We start from the raw sequence: 18,832 nt of genomic DNA on the forward strand, positions 1-18,832 counted from the left end.
ACATGATACAAGATAAAGATAATAAACACCAAGCAGCAAATGATCTAAACGTAGAGGACGAGAAGCTACCTTTGCTTGATAATGGCGTGAATAATACGCGCCTTAAACAAAGCAAATTTAAACTAAATCGCAAGTTTCTGCTAATACCCGTAGTGATTGGTATTTTCGCTACTGGTGGCTTTGTCGGGCTTTATTTTCAACCACCCGGTTTACAATTCTTTATGAAAGTTACAGGCTTAACACCTGGCGGCGGCACCAGCCATCCCATCGCAGTCTCTCAGCAACAGGAAGCGATACCGGAATCAGATTCTAGCATTAACACTGTTAAGGCTTTGGGTACCTTGTTACCACTTAAGGATGTTTCCATTCTTGCGCCACCTTACGGCGCAAATGATGCTCGAATAGCACAATTGAACGTGCAAGAAGGTGATCATGTTAAACGTAGCGAAGTTATTGCGGTAATGGATAATGATAGTAAATTGCAAGCGGAGCTAGAAAACTCACAAGCGGATGTTCAAGTCGCACAAGCTCAATTAGAGCAAATCAAAGCATCGATCACCAATGCTCGACTCAAAGCAATGGCAGAGGTTGAAAGTGTTGAAGCAAATTATCATCAAGCTAAAAATGACCTTGTTCGAGGAAAAGAGCTAAAGAAAAGTGGTGTTATCACGCAATCTGAACTGGACAGGTTAATTGCTATTGAAGAATCTACTTCACGCAGTTTAGACAGCGCAAAGGCAAATTTAGCAAATTATCAATACAGCGATATTAACTCTCAAGCAGACGTTAAACTCGCCAGTAGTAACTTATTAGCAGCAAAGGCAAAACTAAATGCCAAGCAGCAAGATTTAGCGAGCGCGACGCTGAGAGCGCCAAGTGATGGCGTTATTATTGCGGTTCACGCAAGAGTGGGTGAGCGCCCAAGTGGCAATGGTATTGTGACCTTTGGTGATACCAGCCAAATGCAAGCCAAACTAGAGGTATATCAATCGGATGTGCAATATTTGCAATTGGGTGCGCCGGTTTCTATGCGATCAAATGCTTTGGGTGATGTTGTGCTTAGCGGAAAAATAATCCGCATTGGTTTAGAGGTAAGAAAACAACAGTTAATTGCTACTTCTCCTGCAGCAAATACAGATGCTCGCATAGTGATTGTTAATGTGGCACTCGATCAAGAATCTACAAAACAAGCTGCAAGTCTTAATGGTCTTGAAGTAACCGCTACAATTCAAGGTTTGCGAACTAGTGGCTAAGTTACTAAGCAAAATCTTAGGGCGAATTCCAATTGGCTGGTTGCAGTTGAGTCACAATAGAACCCGAATGTTAGCTGCCATTTTTGGTGTGGCATTCGCAAATGTTCTCGTCTTCGTACAGTTAGGCATTATTGGCGCATTCGATACGAGTATCAGAATGACCTATCAACCATTCAAGGCAGATATCATAATTTCTGCGAGTGACGCAAATACGCTTTCCGACGGCTCGTCCATTTCTCGTCGTTATATGTATCAAAGTTTATCGAATGAGAATATCGAATCGGCGACTGCGGTGTATGTCGGGTTGCTTAGTTGGAATTTACCCAATGGCAATGCGGCCAGTATGCAAGTTTATGGCATCCCACCGGAATCCATGCCTTTTATAGAGCCAAGTTTACGCGATACTATGGGGCAGATTACATTGCAAAATACGATGTTGCTCGATAGTAAAACGAGAGGATTGGACAAGAAAACCCTGAATGAGATAGTAAGCAGTACGCAGCGCATCGAACTTAATAATATTGGATTGAGCTTAGCTAGCACGGTAGTTATCGGGAGCGGTTTTGGTGCTGACGGTAATATCTTTGTATCAGACCAAACATTTCTAAGATTATTTCCAAAGCAGCAAGGTGGAACGCCTTCACATATTTTACTGAATGTGAAAACGAAGCTTAAGACGGCAGACGCAATTGATAGTGTTGTTAGCCAGTTACGAGCAAACTTAGAAGCCGATGATATTCAGATTCACTCCTTAGAAGATCGCATTAAGGATGATGTAAACTACCAAATGACCAAGCGCCCTGTAGGCGTCATTTTCGGCTTTGGTGTGTTTATCGGTGTGTTAGTTGGTGTAGTTATTGTGTATCAAGTTTTATCTACTGACGTTGCTGACCATTTGAAAGAATACGCGACATTCAAATCAATGGGCTACAAGAACAGATTCTTCTACAGCGTAATTACAGAACAAGCTGTTTTATTAGGAAGTATCGGTTTTATTCCAGGCTTTTTGTTTGCGATGCTTATTTATAAACTGATGACCATCGCGACTGGCTTACCTGTGGGCATGGATTGGTCACGCATGGGAATCGTGTTATTTGGCACAATTATCGCCTGCATGATTTCCGGTTTTATTGCAACTCGTCGGCTGAAGGCAGCAGACCCCGCGGAGTTGTTCTAATATGAATTCGATTTCTCCTTCTATCTCAGTTAAAAAACTAGACTATTGGTTTGGTGAAGGCGAAGCCAAAAAACAGGCTTTGTTCGATATCAACCTCGATATTCAGCCGGGTGACCTGACTATTTTGATGGGCCCTTCAGGCTCTGGAAAAACAACCTTGCTAACCCTCATGGCTTGTTTACGTACCTTACAAACAGGGAGTGTAAATCTATTAGGCCAAGAATTGTTTGGGATAGATGAAGAGCATCAGATCAGTATTCGTAGAAAGTTAGGCTTTATCTTTCAAGCTCACAATCTGCACGAAAGCTTAACAGCCCTCGAGAACGTGCTAATGGGTTTACAAGTTCATGGAGCCGGCAATAGAGAGAAACAACGCAAAGCTGCAATTCATGCCCTTAGCTCACTAGGTCTAGAGGAGCGTGTGGATTACCTAATTAATAATCTTTCAGGTGGTCAAAAGCAGCGAGTCGCAATTGCTAGGGCAATGGTTGCTAATCCACAGGTGATCTTCGCAGATGAACCAACTGCAGCCCTTGATAAAGAATCTGGAAGACAAGTGGTTGAAATTCTCAAAACCTTAGGCGAACACCGAAATACCACAACGCTGATGGTGACCCATGATAATCGCATTTTAGATTTTGCGGATAGAATTATTACGATGGAAGACGGTAGGATAGTTAGTGATGAATATGCATAACTGCAGGGTTGCTAAGGAAATTGATTGGGCAGCCTAAAGCAACTTTAGACCACCCATTTTGCTCAATTATTCAAGTATATACGCAGTCAAGCGTGCAGAATCTACTAAAGTCTTAGCTTTTTCGTGGCTTTTGAGCACAGCAACTGTCGTTTTTCCGATAATTACAATGTAACCTAAGTTCGGTCCCACGCGCATTTTAAAATTGTGGCAACCCTAATTCACAGGCTATCAAATTAGCTATGAGGAGAACTTATGTTCAAAGGTATTCTGATCAACAAAACTGACGATAAGTATTCAGTCGCTTTGCAAGACATTAATGAAGACGTATTGCCTGAAGGTGATGTGGATATTGATGTCATGTTTAGTACTCTAAATTATAAAGATGGGCTTGCCATTACAGGGAAAAGTCCTGTTGTGCGTCGTTTCCCAATGGTTCCCGGTATCGATTTGGTCGGTACGGTTAGTCAGTCGAGTGCAGCGAAATTTTCAGTCGGTGATGTCGTTTTGCTCAATGGTTTTGGTGTTGGGGAAACACACTGTGGTGGCTTAGCTCAAAAAGCTCGCTTGAAAAGTGAATGGCTGATCAATCTTCCTAAAGGTATGAGCCCACAAAATGCGATGGCAATTGGCACTGCTGGATATACTGCGATGCTTTGCGTTATTGCTCTTGAGAAAGCGGGTGTTAAACCTGAATCGGGTGAAGTACTTGTCACGGGTGCCAATGGTGGTGTAGGAAGTTTTGCCATTAGCATCTTATCGAAACTGGGTTATACAGTTGTCGCTTCGACGGGTCGTTTAAATGAGAGTGATTATTTAAGTAAACTGGGTGCGAGTGAGGTAATTGATCGCAAGACCTTGTCAGAACCAGGTAAACCGATGGTGCGAGAGCGCTGGGCTGGAGCCGTTGATTCTGTTGGCAGTCATACCTTGGCAAATATCTGCGCAAGTACGAAGTACGGCGGTACCGTTGCGGCTTGTGGTCTTGCACAGGGCATGGACTTTCCGGGTAGTGTTGCGCCTTTTATACTGCGCGGAGTGACTCTGAAGGGCATAGACAGCGTTATGCGCCCACTTGAGGACAGAGTTGAGGCATGGGAGCGCTTAGCCGCTATTCTTACACCAGAAGACTTTGCCGACATTTCCACGTATATTGGCCTTGAAGATGTAATTGAGACTGCAGGCAAGTTGCTTAACGGCAGTGTAAGAGGCCGAGTCGTTGTTGATGTAAATAAAAGTTAAGTTAGGGTTTAGATGAGCAATCGTCAAAGCAACTACGATGGTATTCAGGCTTTGTTGCAGGAAGTTCTGAGTTCATTTCAATCTCGATTCGTTGAAGGGATCAGCGAATTCGAGATTATTACACTACTCAAGCAGCCTCCTTACTCACTGTTTGATGAAGATGCACTGCGTGACTCTCTCATGCTCTTCCAAACTCATTTCGTTTTGTTCCACAGTTTATATCGTTTACGCAATGAGTGGCGGGAGCAGAAAGTAGGTGAGTTAGATATTGCTGCGACTCAAATCAAGTTACTCCCGAGTGTCAGTTTTGATGCAGCATTACAAACCTCCGATACATTGGCAGACTACTACCTTGATTGGAACAATATGACGAGCACCGACCAAGCTGGTGTTGATCAATTGTTAGGTAGCTTTTGGCAAAAAATGGCGGGAATAGATGTTAATCATCAGCTCTCAGGCGAAGCTTTGAATGAAGCGTTGTCGAATATGCAACTTGAGACGCTTGAGGGCTTAACTTTGCCACAGCTCAAACAACATTATCGGAAGCTTCAGCATGCCAACCACCCTGACAAAGGAGGTAGCGTAGAAAGCTCACAACTTGTTCTGCAAGCCTACACAGCATTATATAAACACTTGTCGAGTCAAATAATTTAGTTAGAAAAGCCTTTGCTTACTCTGGCGCTTTTTTATCTTCAGGTTTCACTTCATCTTTTTTAGCCGCTTGCGAATCGCCTTTTGCTTTGGCTGCTGTTGTGGCTTTTTTAGTCGTGCTTGCCTTTTTTGTAGCAGGGGTTTTGGCTGTACTCGCTTTTTTCGTCACTGCAGGCTTTTTCGTTGTTGATTTAGCTTTAGTGCTTTTCGATGCAGCCGGTTTCTTTTCGGTCGCAGACGCTTTGGCAACCGTGTTCGACTTACTCCCTGTTTTTACGTTACCAGCCGTCGCAGGTTTATTCAGTGCCTTTTCAGGTTTCGGTGATGGATTCAATTGAGCTGTAGCATCATTTTCATCCATTTTCTTACGATTACGCTTAAACGCAATGATCATCAATTTTTTACTGTAAACAGAAATTGAATGGTCTGAAAGTAAAGATGTCCATGGGAGTGACTTATAAAGTAGGGCTTTCATTCGATACAAAAAACTAACGGTATACAGCACTTTTACGTCATCAAAATCACCCGGTTGGCAATTAGTAAGGTAGCGCATGTTTCCTGCATGAATATAGCCACCAAACTTATTTTTTAGCCAAGTGGCAATGCGATAACCTGGCCCGGGAATGAATTTAAACAAAAAGGTGGATAAAGATACCATGACATCACCTGGAGGCAGCATTGTGACGCAGTCGGCAGCGTTTACTAAACGGTGGATAGGCGTTTTAATATTATTAATCCAGTCATCGTTGCCGACGCGTGGAGAGCCGAAAGTATAACAAGCGGCTAAACCACCTTTGTGATAAGTAAACTTAGTAGCAACGGTGGCTAGTGCTCCACCTAAACTGTGGCCAGTAATATACAAAGGCTTCTCGTTTAACTCTGGTTTATCGATAGCCATTTCTATGTCTTTGCGAATTAAATTGTACGCTTTATAAAAGCCTTGGTGGATCATGCCTTGGGTTTCGCATTTTATAATATTTGCGCGTGCATCGGCTTTTATGTCAGTTAGGCTGTCAGTCTCTGTGCCCCTGAAAGCTAATACTAAGTAGTCTTTATGCTCGACCAACATCGCTTGAGAGCCTTCACAATCGAAAGTATCGATAACTTTAAACTCCAATTCGCTAAGCTGAGCATCCAATATCTCTCTTGCTTTTTCGGGATTGTGTGAAAGTTTGTCTCTGAGCATATCAAGCAAACCGAAACCGTCATTTTTTTCCATTTTTGAAAATGCTTCGATTAGATATTTCTTGATATACTCTGACTTGAATTTTTTTTCTGCGTCGTTATTTGGAACTACCTCGAACAGTGGGTTGAATTTCACATATACAACTTCAGACATCACCGCCATCACCCAAGCGGTCCTATCGCTATATGCTTGTCGATATGTTGGTAGGCTTAGCCCTAATATCTTGAGAGCGTCCTCCTGCTCACCGACTGATTTGAAGTAACTTGTAGACATAAGCCTTTCCTTTTTCTCGCGCTAAACATAATGCATATAATCGCTAAAGTACTATCTAACCTAGACTGCACACCTATTGCTTTCTTACCGCATTGAAGATTCAACAAAATCAGCTTCTTGATTTCTTCTAGTTGCGTAGCGATCGCCAAAATTTCTAAGTTCATGTAAAGCTTCAGACCAAGATTGACCAGTAACTAGCCGCCAAAAAGTGGGACATTTTGTTTTTACGCTTCCGTACTGAAATTCGACGGAAGCGATGACGGTTTGCCAGCAACCCGGAATACTGCAGAATTCAACTGGGCTCATTTGATCGTATTTGCGAATGAGGCCGTCGATCACCCGCTGTTTTACTTTTACATCGATAAAAGCAGCTTGTTCTTGGGAAATTTCTAAAGGATGTTGACGTAAATAATTTGCGGCGTCGTGACGTTGGAGACCAAGGTATGGATATAATTTTGCAATCAGATTGCTATCCAAGCCTAGTTTTTCGAGGTCGCTAGCATTGCGAGCACCCAGATCAAATCCTGCGCCGATGGTGACTCCGCTTTTACTATTTCTAACGTCAGGCACATAGCCTCGCGTTAAACTGCCACCTTCTAAGCGATGGATGAAAGAAAAATCTATATCGGCTTTACTGTTTGTAAACTCGTTCCTTGACATTTTGTGTCGATTCCATAAAGAAATAGATTCTTATAAGAATTGCACAAAAAATAGACAATGCCAACAAAATAAGTTTCTTGTTTTGTTGATTTACATGTCAAGAGTAAATTGTTGTAGTTTTTTCAGCGTTTTACGCAAAGTACTAGCGATAAAAAATTCATTTCATTGATCGAAGGATCTAAGCTAGCTTTCTAGCTGTTTCACTTTTTCGTTTTATTTAATAAACATCCAGATACCAGCGGCGATCATAAATAGATTTTCTGTCAGCGATATAAAACCTAAAGGAACGTTGCTGTCGCCACCAACACATGCGCATTTTAACTCTCGATTGTCGATGTAAACCGCTTTGATCACAGATATCGCACCAACTGAACCGATAAACAATGAAATAGGGGCAACGCTGTAAGCAGGTAAGTTAGCGATCATTGCAATACCGACATAGGCTTCTAAAAACGGGTAGACGTAGGCGTACCTGACATTTTTCATTGCAACGAGATCGTAGGTAATAAATGAGTTCGAAAAAGTGAACAAGTCTTGTAGCTTTTGAATCGCAAGCACTGCCATAGTTAAGGCGACAAATAATTCTACAGTATGCATTGAAAGCAGTTGCTGGGAACTCGTTAAGGCGAACGCGATGCTGAGTAAAAAAGTGACACTAAAAATTGCAATTATTGGTGTGTAAGTAGTGCCTTCTTGAGCGGCTTGAGGCTTATTAAAATAATCACGTAAATCGTCATAACCACCAATTCGCTTATCATCAATAAACGTTTGTGGGGTGGTTTCAATGCTATGTTTTTCCTTGAATTTATCTGTTTCTGCACGTGAGGTGAGGAGTTGATCATCTACAGTAAAGCCCTCTCGTTCCAATAGATCTTTCGACTTCAACCCAAATGGACAAATATGATCATCAGTTGCCATTCTGTATAATTGAGCTGATTTCTTCATCCTTCTCTCCCATATAGCTTTTAGCTAGTAAACTTGAACTTATTACATTCCAGAAAAAACTTTTCTTTGTTCGAAGGTTAAGATTTGCTTAGAAATACTACTCATTAAATGATAGTTACATTAACTTTATTTTCAACATTCTTGATGAGTGACTCTGTTCCTAGATTCTAAGCCTTTACACTTACTAATAAAGATAGTTATTCTAAGTGCCTTAAAATTAGAAGGTGGAATGTTCTCTATGTGGTATAAGCACTCCTTACGCGCCCGACTGTTATTGGGTGTAATCAGCAGTTTGGCTATCTTATTTAGCTTGTATGGTTTGTGGCAGATTAATGAAGTTAAACAAGAAACCCAGGCTCGAGTAGATAGAGATATAACGGCGCTAGTTCAGCTAGAAGCGGCTCAAGTCAGAGGTTTTTTTGAAGCCAAAGGGCAAGTAATTCATAGCGTATTTGCTAATCCACTCGTACTTGATTGGTTTACAGACTACAAAGAACGTGGCAGTAAAATCAGTCAAAACCCGCAGTATCAAGACCTTACTTCGTACTTTAAATATTTTTCTGAGCAAGACGCGGCTATTAAAAGTGTGTTTTTTGGCTCGTCTAATACCTTTGAATATTTTGATTTAGATGGTCGCTATGACGGCGATCCAAACTATTACACCAATAAGCGTCCTTGGTGGGAAGAAGCCAAAGGTAAAAATCGTTTGTATGTTACGAACCCAGCCGTAGACGCAAATGATGGCTCTATTTCAACGACAGTAAAAACAACTGTGTACCATAACGAGCGCTTTATTGGTATTGGTGGGATGGATATCCTTATCACTACTCTTGGTGAATTACTCGGCAAAATTAACTATCAAAACGTTGGGCATGCTTTTTTAGTCACAGATGAAGGTGTGTTGGTATATTTTCCTGGTTTTAATGAGGCATTTCCGCCAGGTAGTGAAATTCAAGAGATAGAGCGTCATTTTAAAAATAGTGAGGGCTTCGTTCAGTTGAAGAACGAATTAAGCAATAAAGCACAGGGTAATGCTTTAGTGACTTGGAAAGGCGAACCCTATCAGTTGATTTACCAAGAAGTGGCCAGTGAATACCCTAGCATGAATTGGAAACTTGGTTTTATGGTCCCTCAAACCATTGTAAATACTCCTGTTACAGAAGCTATGTGGACGACAGGCCTGACACTGTTATTAATGCTTTTCGCCATTGCCGTTGTGGTGGTATTGATTGTTGCTCCGGTAATGAAACCGATACACTTTATGCTTAATGCTATGAAAGATATTTCCCACGGCGAAGGTGACCTTACCAAACGCATTGAGGTGGATCGTCAAGATGAAATTGGCCAATTAGCAGAAGAATTTAACGGCATAATGCAAAAAATCCAAACCTTAGTGCGTAACACGGTAGAGATAAATCAAGAAGTATCGCAGGCAGCCAAGGATGTGTTTATCGCAACCGAAGACACTCGTAGTGTAGTAAACAAAGAAAGGCAGCAGATAGAATCTGTGGCTATCGCGAGTCAAGAGATGGCACACACCAGCCAAGAAGTGGCCAAAAGCACTTCCGAAGCTATGAATATGGCTGATACAGCTAAAGCCAATATGGATTTAGGCAGCCAAGTTCTGCATTCTGCAGTCACAAGCATTGGCGAGTTATCAAAACAAATAGATGATGCCGCTTCAGTCGTTGTGCAGTTAGAGGGAGAAACAGACAAAATTGGCCAAGTGCTAGACGTTATTAGCAATATTGCTGAGCAAACAAACTTGTTGGCGTTAAACGCCGCCATTGAAGCCGCGAGGGCAGGTGAACAGGGGCGTGGTTTTGCGGTGGTCGCAGACGAAGTTCGCACTCTGGCTAATCGTACGTCTAAATCAACTCAGGATATTCTGGACATTATTACTACCTTGCAAAGCGCTGCTCGTCAGGCAAGCGGTTCTATGCAGGCCAGTAACCAGAAAGCAGAAGATGGTGAGGCACAAGTTCAAAAACTAGAAGTAGTTTTAACCGATGCTACTGAGCATATTGACGATATACAAAAACGAATGCAGGGCATTGCTACCGCCAATAGCCAGCAAGCTGCGATAGCTACAGAGGTAGCAAAAAATGTTATGACGGTCAATGAACTAGCTGATGAGTCAGTAGCAGATATTAAACAAGTTGAGATGAGTATTGGTAAATTACAATCCCTGTCCGAATCTTTAGCCGAAGTGTTAAGACACTTTAAAATATAGCGAACAAGCTGAAAAATAGAATAGGGTCCAGATTTATGAAAGTCACAATAATTGTAATGGTACTAACGTTTTTGCTTTTTTCTGAGCATTCCTTCGCTCAATCGGCAAACCCCAATTACGATCCCAAACTAGCCGAGAAGTATGGTGCAGATGATTACGGCATGAAAAGCTATATATTCGTAATCCTCAAATCTGGAAGCAATAAATCGGAAGACAAAGAGGCGATGAATAAGGCTTTTTCCGGACATATGAAGAATATCCATCGTTTGGTTGAACAGGGAAAGTTGATTGTTGCGGGTCCTTTTGGGAAAAACGATAAGGACTTTCGAGGACTCTTTATATTGGATGTAAAAACCTTGGAAGAAGCGAGTAATCTTTTAGCAAGTGATCCTGCAATTAGTGAAGACTATTTAGAGGCAGAACTTGTTGAATGGTATGGTTCAGCGGCTATTTCAAGCTATCTTGAAGCTTCTGATAAAGTGTGGAAAATCAAACCATAAACTGTTGTTTAACTTTAGGATTTGAGCTTTTGACAAATTAGGCATTGTTGCAGAGTAGCAGCAATGCTGATGTCGCTCAATCTTGCATGATAGGTTTATGCAATAAAGTCAGATAAAGCAGGATATGGCTAATTTCTTTGATGTCTCTGCCGCTGAAATCGGGCGACCAAAATGATAGCCTTGAAGAGTCTTGCAACCCAGTTTGTTTAGCTGGTCAGCATGTTCTTGACTTTCAACCCCCTCGGCAACCAAGTCAATTTGTAAACTCTGGGCAAGTGTTATGATGGTGCGAATTATCGTAATGTCTACTTTGTCATTGAGCATGTTTCGAACAAACGATTGATCAATCTTTAATACATCAAGCATATATTTTTTAATGTAAGACAGGCTAGAGTAACCCGTGCCGAAATCGTCAATCGATATTTTGACGCCCAGTTTCTTCAGTTCGTTGAACGTTTCCAATGAATTAACGTCATTCAATAAGACTGACTCAGTAATTTCTAGTTCAAGTGAGGAAGGTTCAATACCCGTTTCGGACAAAACTTGCTTTACTGTGCTGACAAAATCAATTGTAAACTGCACAGCTGATACATTGACTGCAACTTTGAGTTTTGGATGTAGTTTTTGCCACTCAAGCAATTGCATGCTCGCTTGCTTGAGCAGATATTCGCCTAATGGCACTATTAAACCTGTTTCTTCTGCAAGAGGAATAAAATGATCAGGGAAGATAATACTGCCATCCTCTTGTGGCCAGCGGGCAAGCGCCTCAAAACCCAATATCTCTAGAGTGTCACTCTGTACTTTAGGTTGATAAAACAAGGTTATTTCTTCATTCTCAATGGCGTTTTTAAGTTTTATAATCTCATGTTGTTGCCATTTTATTTTGGCCTCAATTTCCTTAGAGAAGAAGCGAACGGCATCTCTTCCAGACCTTTTAGCTTCATGCATTGCTGCATGAGCCCTGCGAAACAGCTGATGTACATCGTCACAATCATTAGGGAATGAGGATACACCAATGCTCATGGTTAAATTGAAGTCATAGCCAGTGTCTTGCCATTTGCGCGCAAATTCCGATTTCATTCGAGAGCAAAATTCACCGATGTCTTTTACCTCGGAAATCATCGGTAAAATAATCACAAACTCATCACCACCTTGACGGCTTATCGTATCGTAGTCTCTTAGAAGTGTTTGCAAAATACCTGCAATTTTAGCTAGCACTTGGTCGCCAACAGCATAGCCATACTTGTTGTTCACCAGTTGAAAGTGGTCAATGTTGAGCATCAACATGGCAACCTTGTGATCGTCCCTTTTGGCTTCTTTAATTGCTTGTTCCGTGCGATCTAACAACAATGCTCTGTTGGGCAAATTAGTTAAGGTATCATGATGTGAAAGATGAAGGATTTTGCGCTGATCTTGATTCTTCTTTGTCACGTCTCGAAAGACAAGAACACAGCCTATTAGTTGGTTTGTATCATCAAATATGGGTGACGCTAATTCTTCAATTTCATATTTCTGACCATCGGTACTCAGTAGAAGAGAATCGGGAGATAAGGCAACTTTACTGCGCTCGGATAAGGCATAATTAACTGGGTTCACAATTTCTTCATTCGTATTGCGATCAATTAAGCTCATCACACTGTTTATTGGTTGTGACAGCAAAGCTTCAGGATTTTGCCCAATTAGCTGACCTGCCGCGACATTAGCGTAGGTTATATTTCCTAATGTGTCTGTAGTGATTACTCCATCGGCAACAGCCGTTAATGATGTAGTGAGTTTGTGCTTTTCTAGTTCCCAAGAATCTACCTCAGCGATTGGAGCATGAACTTCTGACATGATGATTAAGAAGCCAGATTGGTCTTCAAATGCTTGCTCATCAACGAGAGTCACTTGGATGTTCTTTGTCTGTTTTTGATAAGAGGTAAAGGAAAACTCAAAATTCGACTTTTTTTCCTTTCGACATTGCTCAATTGATTCTTGGAATGCTTTGCCTTCACTTTCTGAAAAGAGCGACAGTAGCGATTGCCCAAAAATTTGCTCTGAAGATTTATTAAACCACTTTCCGTCAACATCATTATTGTGGATATTGATTAAGTCGTGACTCCAGTAAGAGATGAATATATTTAGTTTTGCTACAAAGTTCGCGAGCTCATCATGGGCTTTGCGTAGCTGTCTGGTTTTGTTTATTAGTGATAAATGGGTTCTGACTCGCGCTTGGATTAACTGTCTGTTAATGGGTTTAGAGACAAAATCGACACCGCCTTCCAAAAAAGCCTTTAGCTCATTATCAAATTCACTGTGAGCGGTAATAAAAATAATACTAGAAGCACTTGTGGCAGGATTTGATTTGAGTCGTTTCGCCACTTCCAATCCATTAATATCTGGAAGCTCAATATCTAACAGGATTATGTCTGGTCGGAATTCTCTAGCTTTGACTAACGCAGATTCACCATCTTCAGCTCGAATAAATTTACCTAGGTGAGAAACGGCATCCTCAATAATATCAAGAAATATGCTTGCATCATCAACTGCCAATATGGTGAATTCTTGATATTCAAGATTGGATATCATACTGCTAGACTACTCCATTAAGAGCAACAACATTGATTGCCGCCTGTTTGTCTATGCTAGTGAAATAAACTCTAGCAACCCATAGACTAAAGTCTACAATTTAAGGCATGTTAGATTAAGAAATTGGCTAAATCAAGGCATAAAATCGTTTACTTTTGTTGTCTCAGTTAATGTTAACAAAACTGACTAGTTCCCTTGCCCAAATCTCATACTGTTCCGCATTGGGATGCAGCAAGTCGGGCATCACAGATTCGTAAAGCACACCATCCTCATCTAGAAAGCGCTCATTAATGTCAAACCAAAGGACGGAATTGTTATTCGCAAAGCTTTGAATAATGCCGTTACTGGCTTCCACGGCTTTGCGCATTCGCTTATTTCTGTTTCTGCTCCGCGGGAAAATAGCAGTTAAGATGATGGTGCTATTTGGGAGTTTCTTTTGAATGCTCTTGATTATGCTCTGAACGCCAGCGGCTATCTCTGCAGGCTTATCATGACGGTGTCCGGCATTGTTTGTGCCAATGAGAAGAATGACATACTTAGCCTGAATATTATCAATTTCACCCTGTTCAATGCGCCAAAGAACATGCTCAGTACGATCACCAGCAAAGCCCAAATTGAGCGTGTTAAGATCGCTTAAGTAACTGTTATGCGCGGCTTCTCCTTCAAGCTCCCAAGCGTGAACAATGGAATCGCCAATAAAAACTAAATCGAAGGTTCTTTTTGTGATTTTTTTTTCTGTATTGTTTAGTTCTGTATTGGCTTTTTCAGCCAACTTGTCTGTATGGCGTTGCAGCCACCACTCTTCCAAGCGTTGAGTTGGTATGCACGACAAAGGTTTTTGCGTTGAGTTATCAGTCACGTGTTCGAATAGTCGTAATTAAGTTGAATCGACACTCAGGATAAAGCAAGTCGAAACGCAAGCAAAGGGCAATTGCTAAGCCTTTTGCATGGCATGAGTATCTAATCCACACTAAAGTTTGTGTCACATTTGAGATATCGAATACGACACTGTCGTATACTCGCCAATACCCAACATTCACCAATAAAACTGCATTCTACGCCATAATTTTGAACATAGTAATTAACGTCATTTTAGGAGAATAGCTTTGCCTACAAAGCCCTCATCAGCAGAAAACAAATATAGATTAGTCACACGCAGTGACTTCGACGGTTTAGTGTGTGCTGTTTTGTTAAAAGAACTTAAATTAATCGATGACATTAAATTTGTGCATCCAAAAGATATGCAAGATGGCATTATCGATATTACGCAGAATGACATTACGACTAACTTGCCTTACGTTCCGGGTTGTTTCTTAGCATTTGACCATCACTTAAGTGAGATGAGTCGAAGTGGAAATAATACGCAGGAAAATCATATCATTGACCCTAAAGCACCATCGGCAGCTCGGGTTGTTTACGACTACTATGGCGGTCGTGACGTATTTCCAGCAGAATGGGACGATATGATGGAAGCGGTTGATAAGGCCGATGCTGCTCAGTTCAATAAAGATGAGATCTTGAATCCTGAAGGTTGGGTCCTGCTCAATTACCTCATGGATAGCCGCACAGGTTTGGGGCGCTTCAGAGAATTCCGTATTTCAAACTATCAGTTGATGATGGAACTTATCGATTATTGCCGTAATCATACAATTGAAGAAATCATTGCTTTGCCAGATGTGCAAGAACGTGTCGACTTGTACTTTGAGCAAGCGGAAAAATTCAAACAACAAGTTACTGAATGCGCAACTGTTTATGACAATCTAGTCTTGTTAGATTTGCGTGAGCAGGAGATTATTTATGCGGGAAATCGTTTCATGATTTATGCCTTATTCCCTCAATGTAATATTTCTATTCATCAAATGTGGGGCTTCCAAAAGCAAAATACTGTATTTGCCATTGGTAAGTCTATCCTAGACAGAAGCTCTAAAACTAATGTTGGAGAATTGTGCTTGCAGTTTGGTGGTGGTGGTCATATGGCGGCAGGTACTTGTCAGGTGGATAATGATACTTGTCATGAAACACGTGAAGCTCTTATCAGTAAAATTACTGCTGATGGTTAAGTAACTTTAGAGGTTGGTGCTTCTGTTAATTAAATTTCAGCGCCAACCTTCTATTCAGATTCGCTATTTGCGTCACTTATTCGTTCAAGCCTTTCTTGTTCTTCTTCAAAAGCAGCTTTAATTTCTTCAAGAACAGTATCAACGTCTGCTTCACTTTCATCAAATTCAAAGTAACCGCTCAACTCTGTTTCTGGCGTCAACTTACCCGCTTCAAATAGTGCCCACATTTCTTCTGCGTAATGGCTATCTTGCAACTCTGGTGCGAATTCCGAGTAGTAGTCAGTCATGTTGCGTACATCACGTTGAAGCATGCTGAAAGCGTTATTGTTGGCAGCGGCGTTGACTGCTTGTGGCAGATCGATAATGACAGGGCCGTAATCGTCAACTAAAACGTTAAATTCAGATAAGTCACCGTGCACAATGCCGGCACAAAGCATAAGCTTTACGTAGTGCATAACTTGTGTGTGATCTTCTATGGCTTGTTCTGATGACATCGACACGTCATTGAGGCGCGGCGCAACGTTTCCTTCGTCATCAGTGACGAGTTCCATTAATAGAACACCATCGTAACAACCAAAGGGTTGCGGTACCCTTACACCGGCTTTAGATAATGTAAATAGGGCATCTACTTCTGCGTTTTGCCAAGCATCTTCAAGTTGCTTTCTGCCAAAGCTAGAACCTTTCTCCATGGCTCTTGCTCTACGGCTGTTTTTTACCTTTCTACCTTCTTGATATTGCGCCGCTTTTTTAAAGCTACGCTTCATGGCTTCTTTATAGACTTTGGCGCAACAAATTTCACCTTGGCTAGTGACGGCGAACACTGTTGCCTCTTTGCCACTCATCAGTTGATAAAGGACATCATCAATAAGGCCATCTTCAACAAGAGGCTGTAAACGTTTTGGAATCTTCATGGGGCGTTTATACAGCACTCGCGGCTGTTTTTAAATATATTATCAATATATTCTTTTGTAGAGGGCTTATTAAAGACGGTCTTTCTTAGAGAAATTCTTCGAAAGACCGTTTTATTCTTTAGATTACTTCAGATCAAAGCGATCTGCGTTCATTACCTTCACCCAAGCATCAACGAAGTCGTTTACAAACTTCTCATTAGCATCGCTGCTTGCATATACCTCAGCTATAGCCCGAAGTTGAGAGTTTGAACCAAATACTAAGTCGGCACGCGATGCTTTCCATTTACTTGAGTTTGCTTTGCCGCTGGTGCCAACAAATTGAGTAGCACTCTTATTTGTCGGTGTCCATTGTGTGTTCATATCAAGTAAGTTAATAAAAAACGCATTGTTTAGCACGCCTGGGGATTCAGTGAGCACGCCCACATTTGAGTTATTGTAGTTTGAGCCTATTACCCTTAAACCACCGACGAGTACTGTCATCTCTGGCGCAGTTAGAGTGAGTAATTGAGCTTTGTCTAACAATAGCTCTTCTTCGGATACCGTAAATTGTTGCTTGCTGTAATTTCTGAAACCATCAACGACAGGTTCTAGTACTGCAAATGCATCAACGTCTGTATTTTCTTGAGAAGCGTCAACGCGTCCAGAGCTAAATGGGACAGTAATTTCGAAGCCTGCTTCACTCGCTGCTTTTTCAATACCCACTGAACCACCAAGCACAATTAGGTCAGCGATAGATACTGCAGTCTTGCCGTCGCTAGCCCTATTAAAAGTGTTTTGAATTTCTTCGTACACAGATAACACTTTCCCTAATTGTTTAGGTTGGTTTACTTCCCACTCATTCTGCGGCGCAAGACGAATGCGTGCACCATTTGCACCACCTCTCGCATCAGAACCTCTAAAAGTAGAGGCACTCGACCATGCTGTGTAAACCAGCTCAGAAACTGTAAGTTGAGAATCCGAAATTGCCTGCTTTAACTTTTTAACATTACTGTCGCTCAATAGTTCGCCCGTGCGAGCAGGAAGTGGGTCTTGCCAAATTAGATCTTCTTTTGGCACTTCTTTACCCAAGTAACGTGATTTTGGCCCCATATCTCTGTGAGTTAATTTAAACCATGCACGTGAAAAAGCGTCAGCAAATTCTTCAGGGTTCTCTTTGAAGTGCATTGAAATTTTACGATATTCGGGGTCTATCTTCATTGCCATGTCCGCAGTTGTCATCATTATGCCAACTGGAATAGATGCATCTTCCGCGTCAGGTGCATGATCTTTGTCTGCTAAACCGACAGCTTGCCATTGTTGAGCGCCTGCAGGGCTTTTCGTTAGTTCCCACTCATATCCAAAGAGTACATCGAAGTAACTCATGTCCCATTTAGTTGGTGTAGGAGTCCATGCGCCCTCAATACCGCTCGTAATTGTGTCGCGACCCTTACCTGACTTATAATCGCTCATCCAACCCAGTCCCATTTGTTCGATTGGAGCAGCTTCTGGTTCAGGACCTTTATGTGATTCAGGTGCAGCACCATGCGACTTCCCGAATGTGTGACCGCCAGCGGTTAATGCAACCGTTTCATAATCATTCATTGCCATGCGCGCGAAAGTTTCACGTATGTCACGCGCCGAAGCTAGAGGATCAGGGTTGCCATCTGGACCTTCTGGGTTTACGTATATTAAACCCATTTGTACAGCTGCTAAGGGGGCTTCAAGTTCGCGGTCACCGCTATATCGATTATTCGCTAACCATGTGTCTTCGGTTCCCCAGTATATATCTTCCTCTGGCTCCCAGATGTCAACACGTCCACCGCCGAAACCAAAAGTAGGCAAACCCATTGATTCAATTGCAACGTTTCCAGTGAGCACGAATAAATCTGCCCACGATAACTTGTTACCGTATTTTTGTTTTACTGGCCACAAAAGACGACGAGCCTTGTCCAAGTTACCGTTGTCAGGCCAGCTGTTCAAGGGAGCGAAGCGTTGGTTACCGGTTGCTGCGCCACCTCTGCCGTCACCCTCTCTATATGTGCCAGCAGCGTGCCACGCCATTCTGATCATGAACGGACCGTAGTGGCCGTAATCTGCTGGCCACCAATCTTGGGAATCAGTTAACATATGCTCGATGTCTGCTTTGACCGCATCTAAATCCAAAGAATTAAACGCTTCTTTGTAATTAAAATCAGCACCCATTGGGTCTGATTTCTTATCGTTTTGGTGCAGAATTTTTACGTTAAGTTGGTTTGGCCACCAATCAATATTCTTAGTGCTGTTGCCACCGACGCGAGTATTCGCACCGTGCATGAAAGGACATTTACCGCCTGAATCTGGATTATTGCTTTGCATAGTTACCTCTATTGGGTCAAAAGCTGAATTTGTATTTACTCACACTAGTCTAAAAATCAGTCAAGCGACAATTAATTTTTTAGGTCTACCTAATCGAATAATCCGTTCGCAAAAGAATTCCGGCCAGATTTTTAATCTGCGTTTG

15 protein-coding genes are annotated in these 18,832 nt (G+C 41.8%); 8 read left to right on the top strand and 7 right to left on the bottom strand.

Annotated elements, in window-relative coordinates; translation table 11 throughout:
- Positions 1-2: 2 nt before the first annotated feature.
- The 5 genes from ACKLNX_RS03900 to ACKLNX_RS03920 all read left to right on the top strand — a co-directional run bounded on the left by ACKLNX_RS03900 (position 3) and on the right by ACKLNX_RS03920 (position 5,020).
- A complete protein-coding gene (locus tag ACKLNX_RS03900; protein ID WP_412971301.1) occupies positions 3-1,253 on the top strand; it encodes an efflux RND transporter periplasmic adaptor subunit in 1,251 nt (416 codons plus the stop codon).
- The gene (locus ACKLNX_RS03905) at positions 1,246-2,430 is read left to right on the top strand and encodes an FtsX-like permease family protein (RefSeq protein WP_412971302.1); all 1,185 of its coding nucleotides are present in this window, start codon (positions 1,246-1,248) and stop codon (positions 2,428-2,430) included. Before ACKLNX_RS03900 ends, ACKLNX_RS03905 begins: the two co-directional genes overlap by 8 nt.
- A 1-nt stretch (position 2,431) precedes the next feature.
- Complete coding sequence (locus ACKLNX_RS03910; RefSeq protein WP_412971303.1) at positions 2,432-3,127, top strand: ATP-binding cassette domain-containing protein; 696 nt, start codon at positions 2,432-2,434, stop codon at positions 3,125-3,127.
- 252 nt (positions 3,128-3,379) lie between these two features.
- On the top strand, positions 3,380-4,366 hold the full coding sequence (locus ACKLNX_RS03915; protein WP_412971304.1) for an MDR family oxidoreductase: 987 nt from the start codon (positions 3,380-3,382) through the stop codon (positions 4,364-4,366).
- A gap of 12 nt (positions 4,367-4,378) precedes the next feature.
- Entirely contained in the window at positions 4,379-5,020 is a 642-nt protein-coding gene (locus ACKLNX_RS03920; RefSeq protein ID WP_412971305.1) for a DNA-J related domain-containing protein, read from the top strand.
- 16 nt (positions 5,021-5,036) lie between these two features.
- Here the strand turns inward: ACKLNX_RS03920 and ACKLNX_RS03925 are convergent, their stop codons facing one another.
- From ACKLNX_RS03925 to ACKLNX_RS03935, 3 genes are all read right to left on the bottom strand, one after another.
- The gene (locus tag ACKLNX_RS03925) at positions 5,037-6,476 is read right to left on the bottom strand and encodes a lipase family protein (protein WP_412971306.1); all 1,440 of its coding nucleotides are present in this window, start codon (positions 6,474-6,476) and stop codon (positions 5,037-5,039) included.
- An 84-nt stretch (positions 6,477-6,560) separates the two neighbouring features.
- Positions 6,561-7,136, bottom strand: coding sequence for a pesticin C-terminus-like muramidase (locus ACKLNX_RS03930; protein WP_411694429.1), 576 nt, complete (start codon positions 7,134-7,136; stop codon positions 6,561-6,563).
- A gap of 213 nt (positions 7,137-7,349) precedes the next feature.
- Positions 7,350-8,081 (bottom strand): MauE/DoxX family redox-associated membrane protein, encoded by a 732-nt coding sequence (locus ACKLNX_RS03935; protein ID WP_412971307.1) that lies wholly within the window; start codon positions 8,079-8,081, stop codon positions 7,350-7,352.
- Between the two features lie 238 nt (positions 8,082-8,319).
- Here ACKLNX_RS03935 and ACKLNX_RS03940 point away from each other — a divergent pair, with 238 nt between their 5' ends.
- Both ACKLNX_RS03940 and ACKLNX_RS03945 read left to right on the top strand, forming a co-directional pair.
- Entirely contained in the window at positions 8,320-10,314 is a 1,995-nt protein-coding gene (locus ACKLNX_RS03940; RefSeq protein ID WP_412971308.1) for a methyl-accepting chemotaxis protein, read from the top strand.
- A gap of 35 nt (positions 10,315-10,349) precedes the next feature.
- The gene (locus tag ACKLNX_RS03945) at positions 10,350-10,814 is read left to right on the top strand and encodes a YciI family protein (protein WP_412971309.1); all 465 of its coding nucleotides are present in this window, start codon (positions 10,350-10,352) and stop codon (positions 10,812-10,814) included.
- Positions 10,815-10,922: 108 nt separating this feature from the next.
- Here ACKLNX_RS03945 and ACKLNX_RS03950 read toward each other — a convergent pair whose 3' ends face one another.
- A complete protein-coding gene (locus tag ACKLNX_RS03950; RefSeq protein ID WP_412971310.1) occupies positions 10,923-13,382 on the bottom strand; it encodes an EAL domain-containing protein in 2,460 nt (819 codons plus the stop codon).
- A gap of 163 nt (positions 13,383-13,545) precedes the next feature.
- Entirely contained in the window at positions 13,546-14,241 is a 696-nt protein-coding gene (locus tag ACKLNX_RS03955) for a GDSL-type esterase/lipase family protein (RefSeq protein WP_412971311.1), read from the bottom strand.
- Positions 14,242-14,488: 247 nt separating this feature from the next.
- On the opposite strand from ACKLNX_RS03955, the gene ACKLNX_RS03960 reads away from it, so the two are divergent.
- Entirely contained in the window at positions 14,489-15,442 is a 954-nt protein-coding gene (locus tag ACKLNX_RS03960) for an exopolyphosphatase (RefSeq protein ID WP_411694435.1), read from the top strand.
- Between the two features lie 50 nt (positions 15,443-15,492).
- Here the strand turns inward: ACKLNX_RS03960 and ACKLNX_RS03965 are convergent, their stop codons facing one another.
- Together ACKLNX_RS03965 and katG are read right to left on the bottom strand one after the other, a co-directional pair.
- Positions 15,493-16,353, bottom strand: a complete 861-nt coding sequence (locus tag ACKLNX_RS03965; RefSeq protein WP_411694436.1) for a PA4780 family RIO1-like protein kinase — start codon at positions 16,351-16,353, stop codon at positions 15,493-15,495.
- 123 nt (positions 16,354-16,476) lie between these two features.
- Positions 16,477-18,687, bottom strand: a complete 2,211-nt coding sequence (gene katG, locus ACKLNX_RS03970; protein WP_411694437.1) for a catalase/peroxidase HPI — start codon at positions 18,685-18,687, stop codon at positions 16,477-16,479.
- Between the last annotated feature and the right edge of the window lie 145 nt (positions 18,688-18,832).

This window comes from Glaciecola sp. MF2-115, from assembly GCF_047250385.1.
Lineage (GTDB): Bacteria > Pseudomonadota > Gammaproteobacteria > Enterobacterales > Alteromonadaceae > Glaciecola.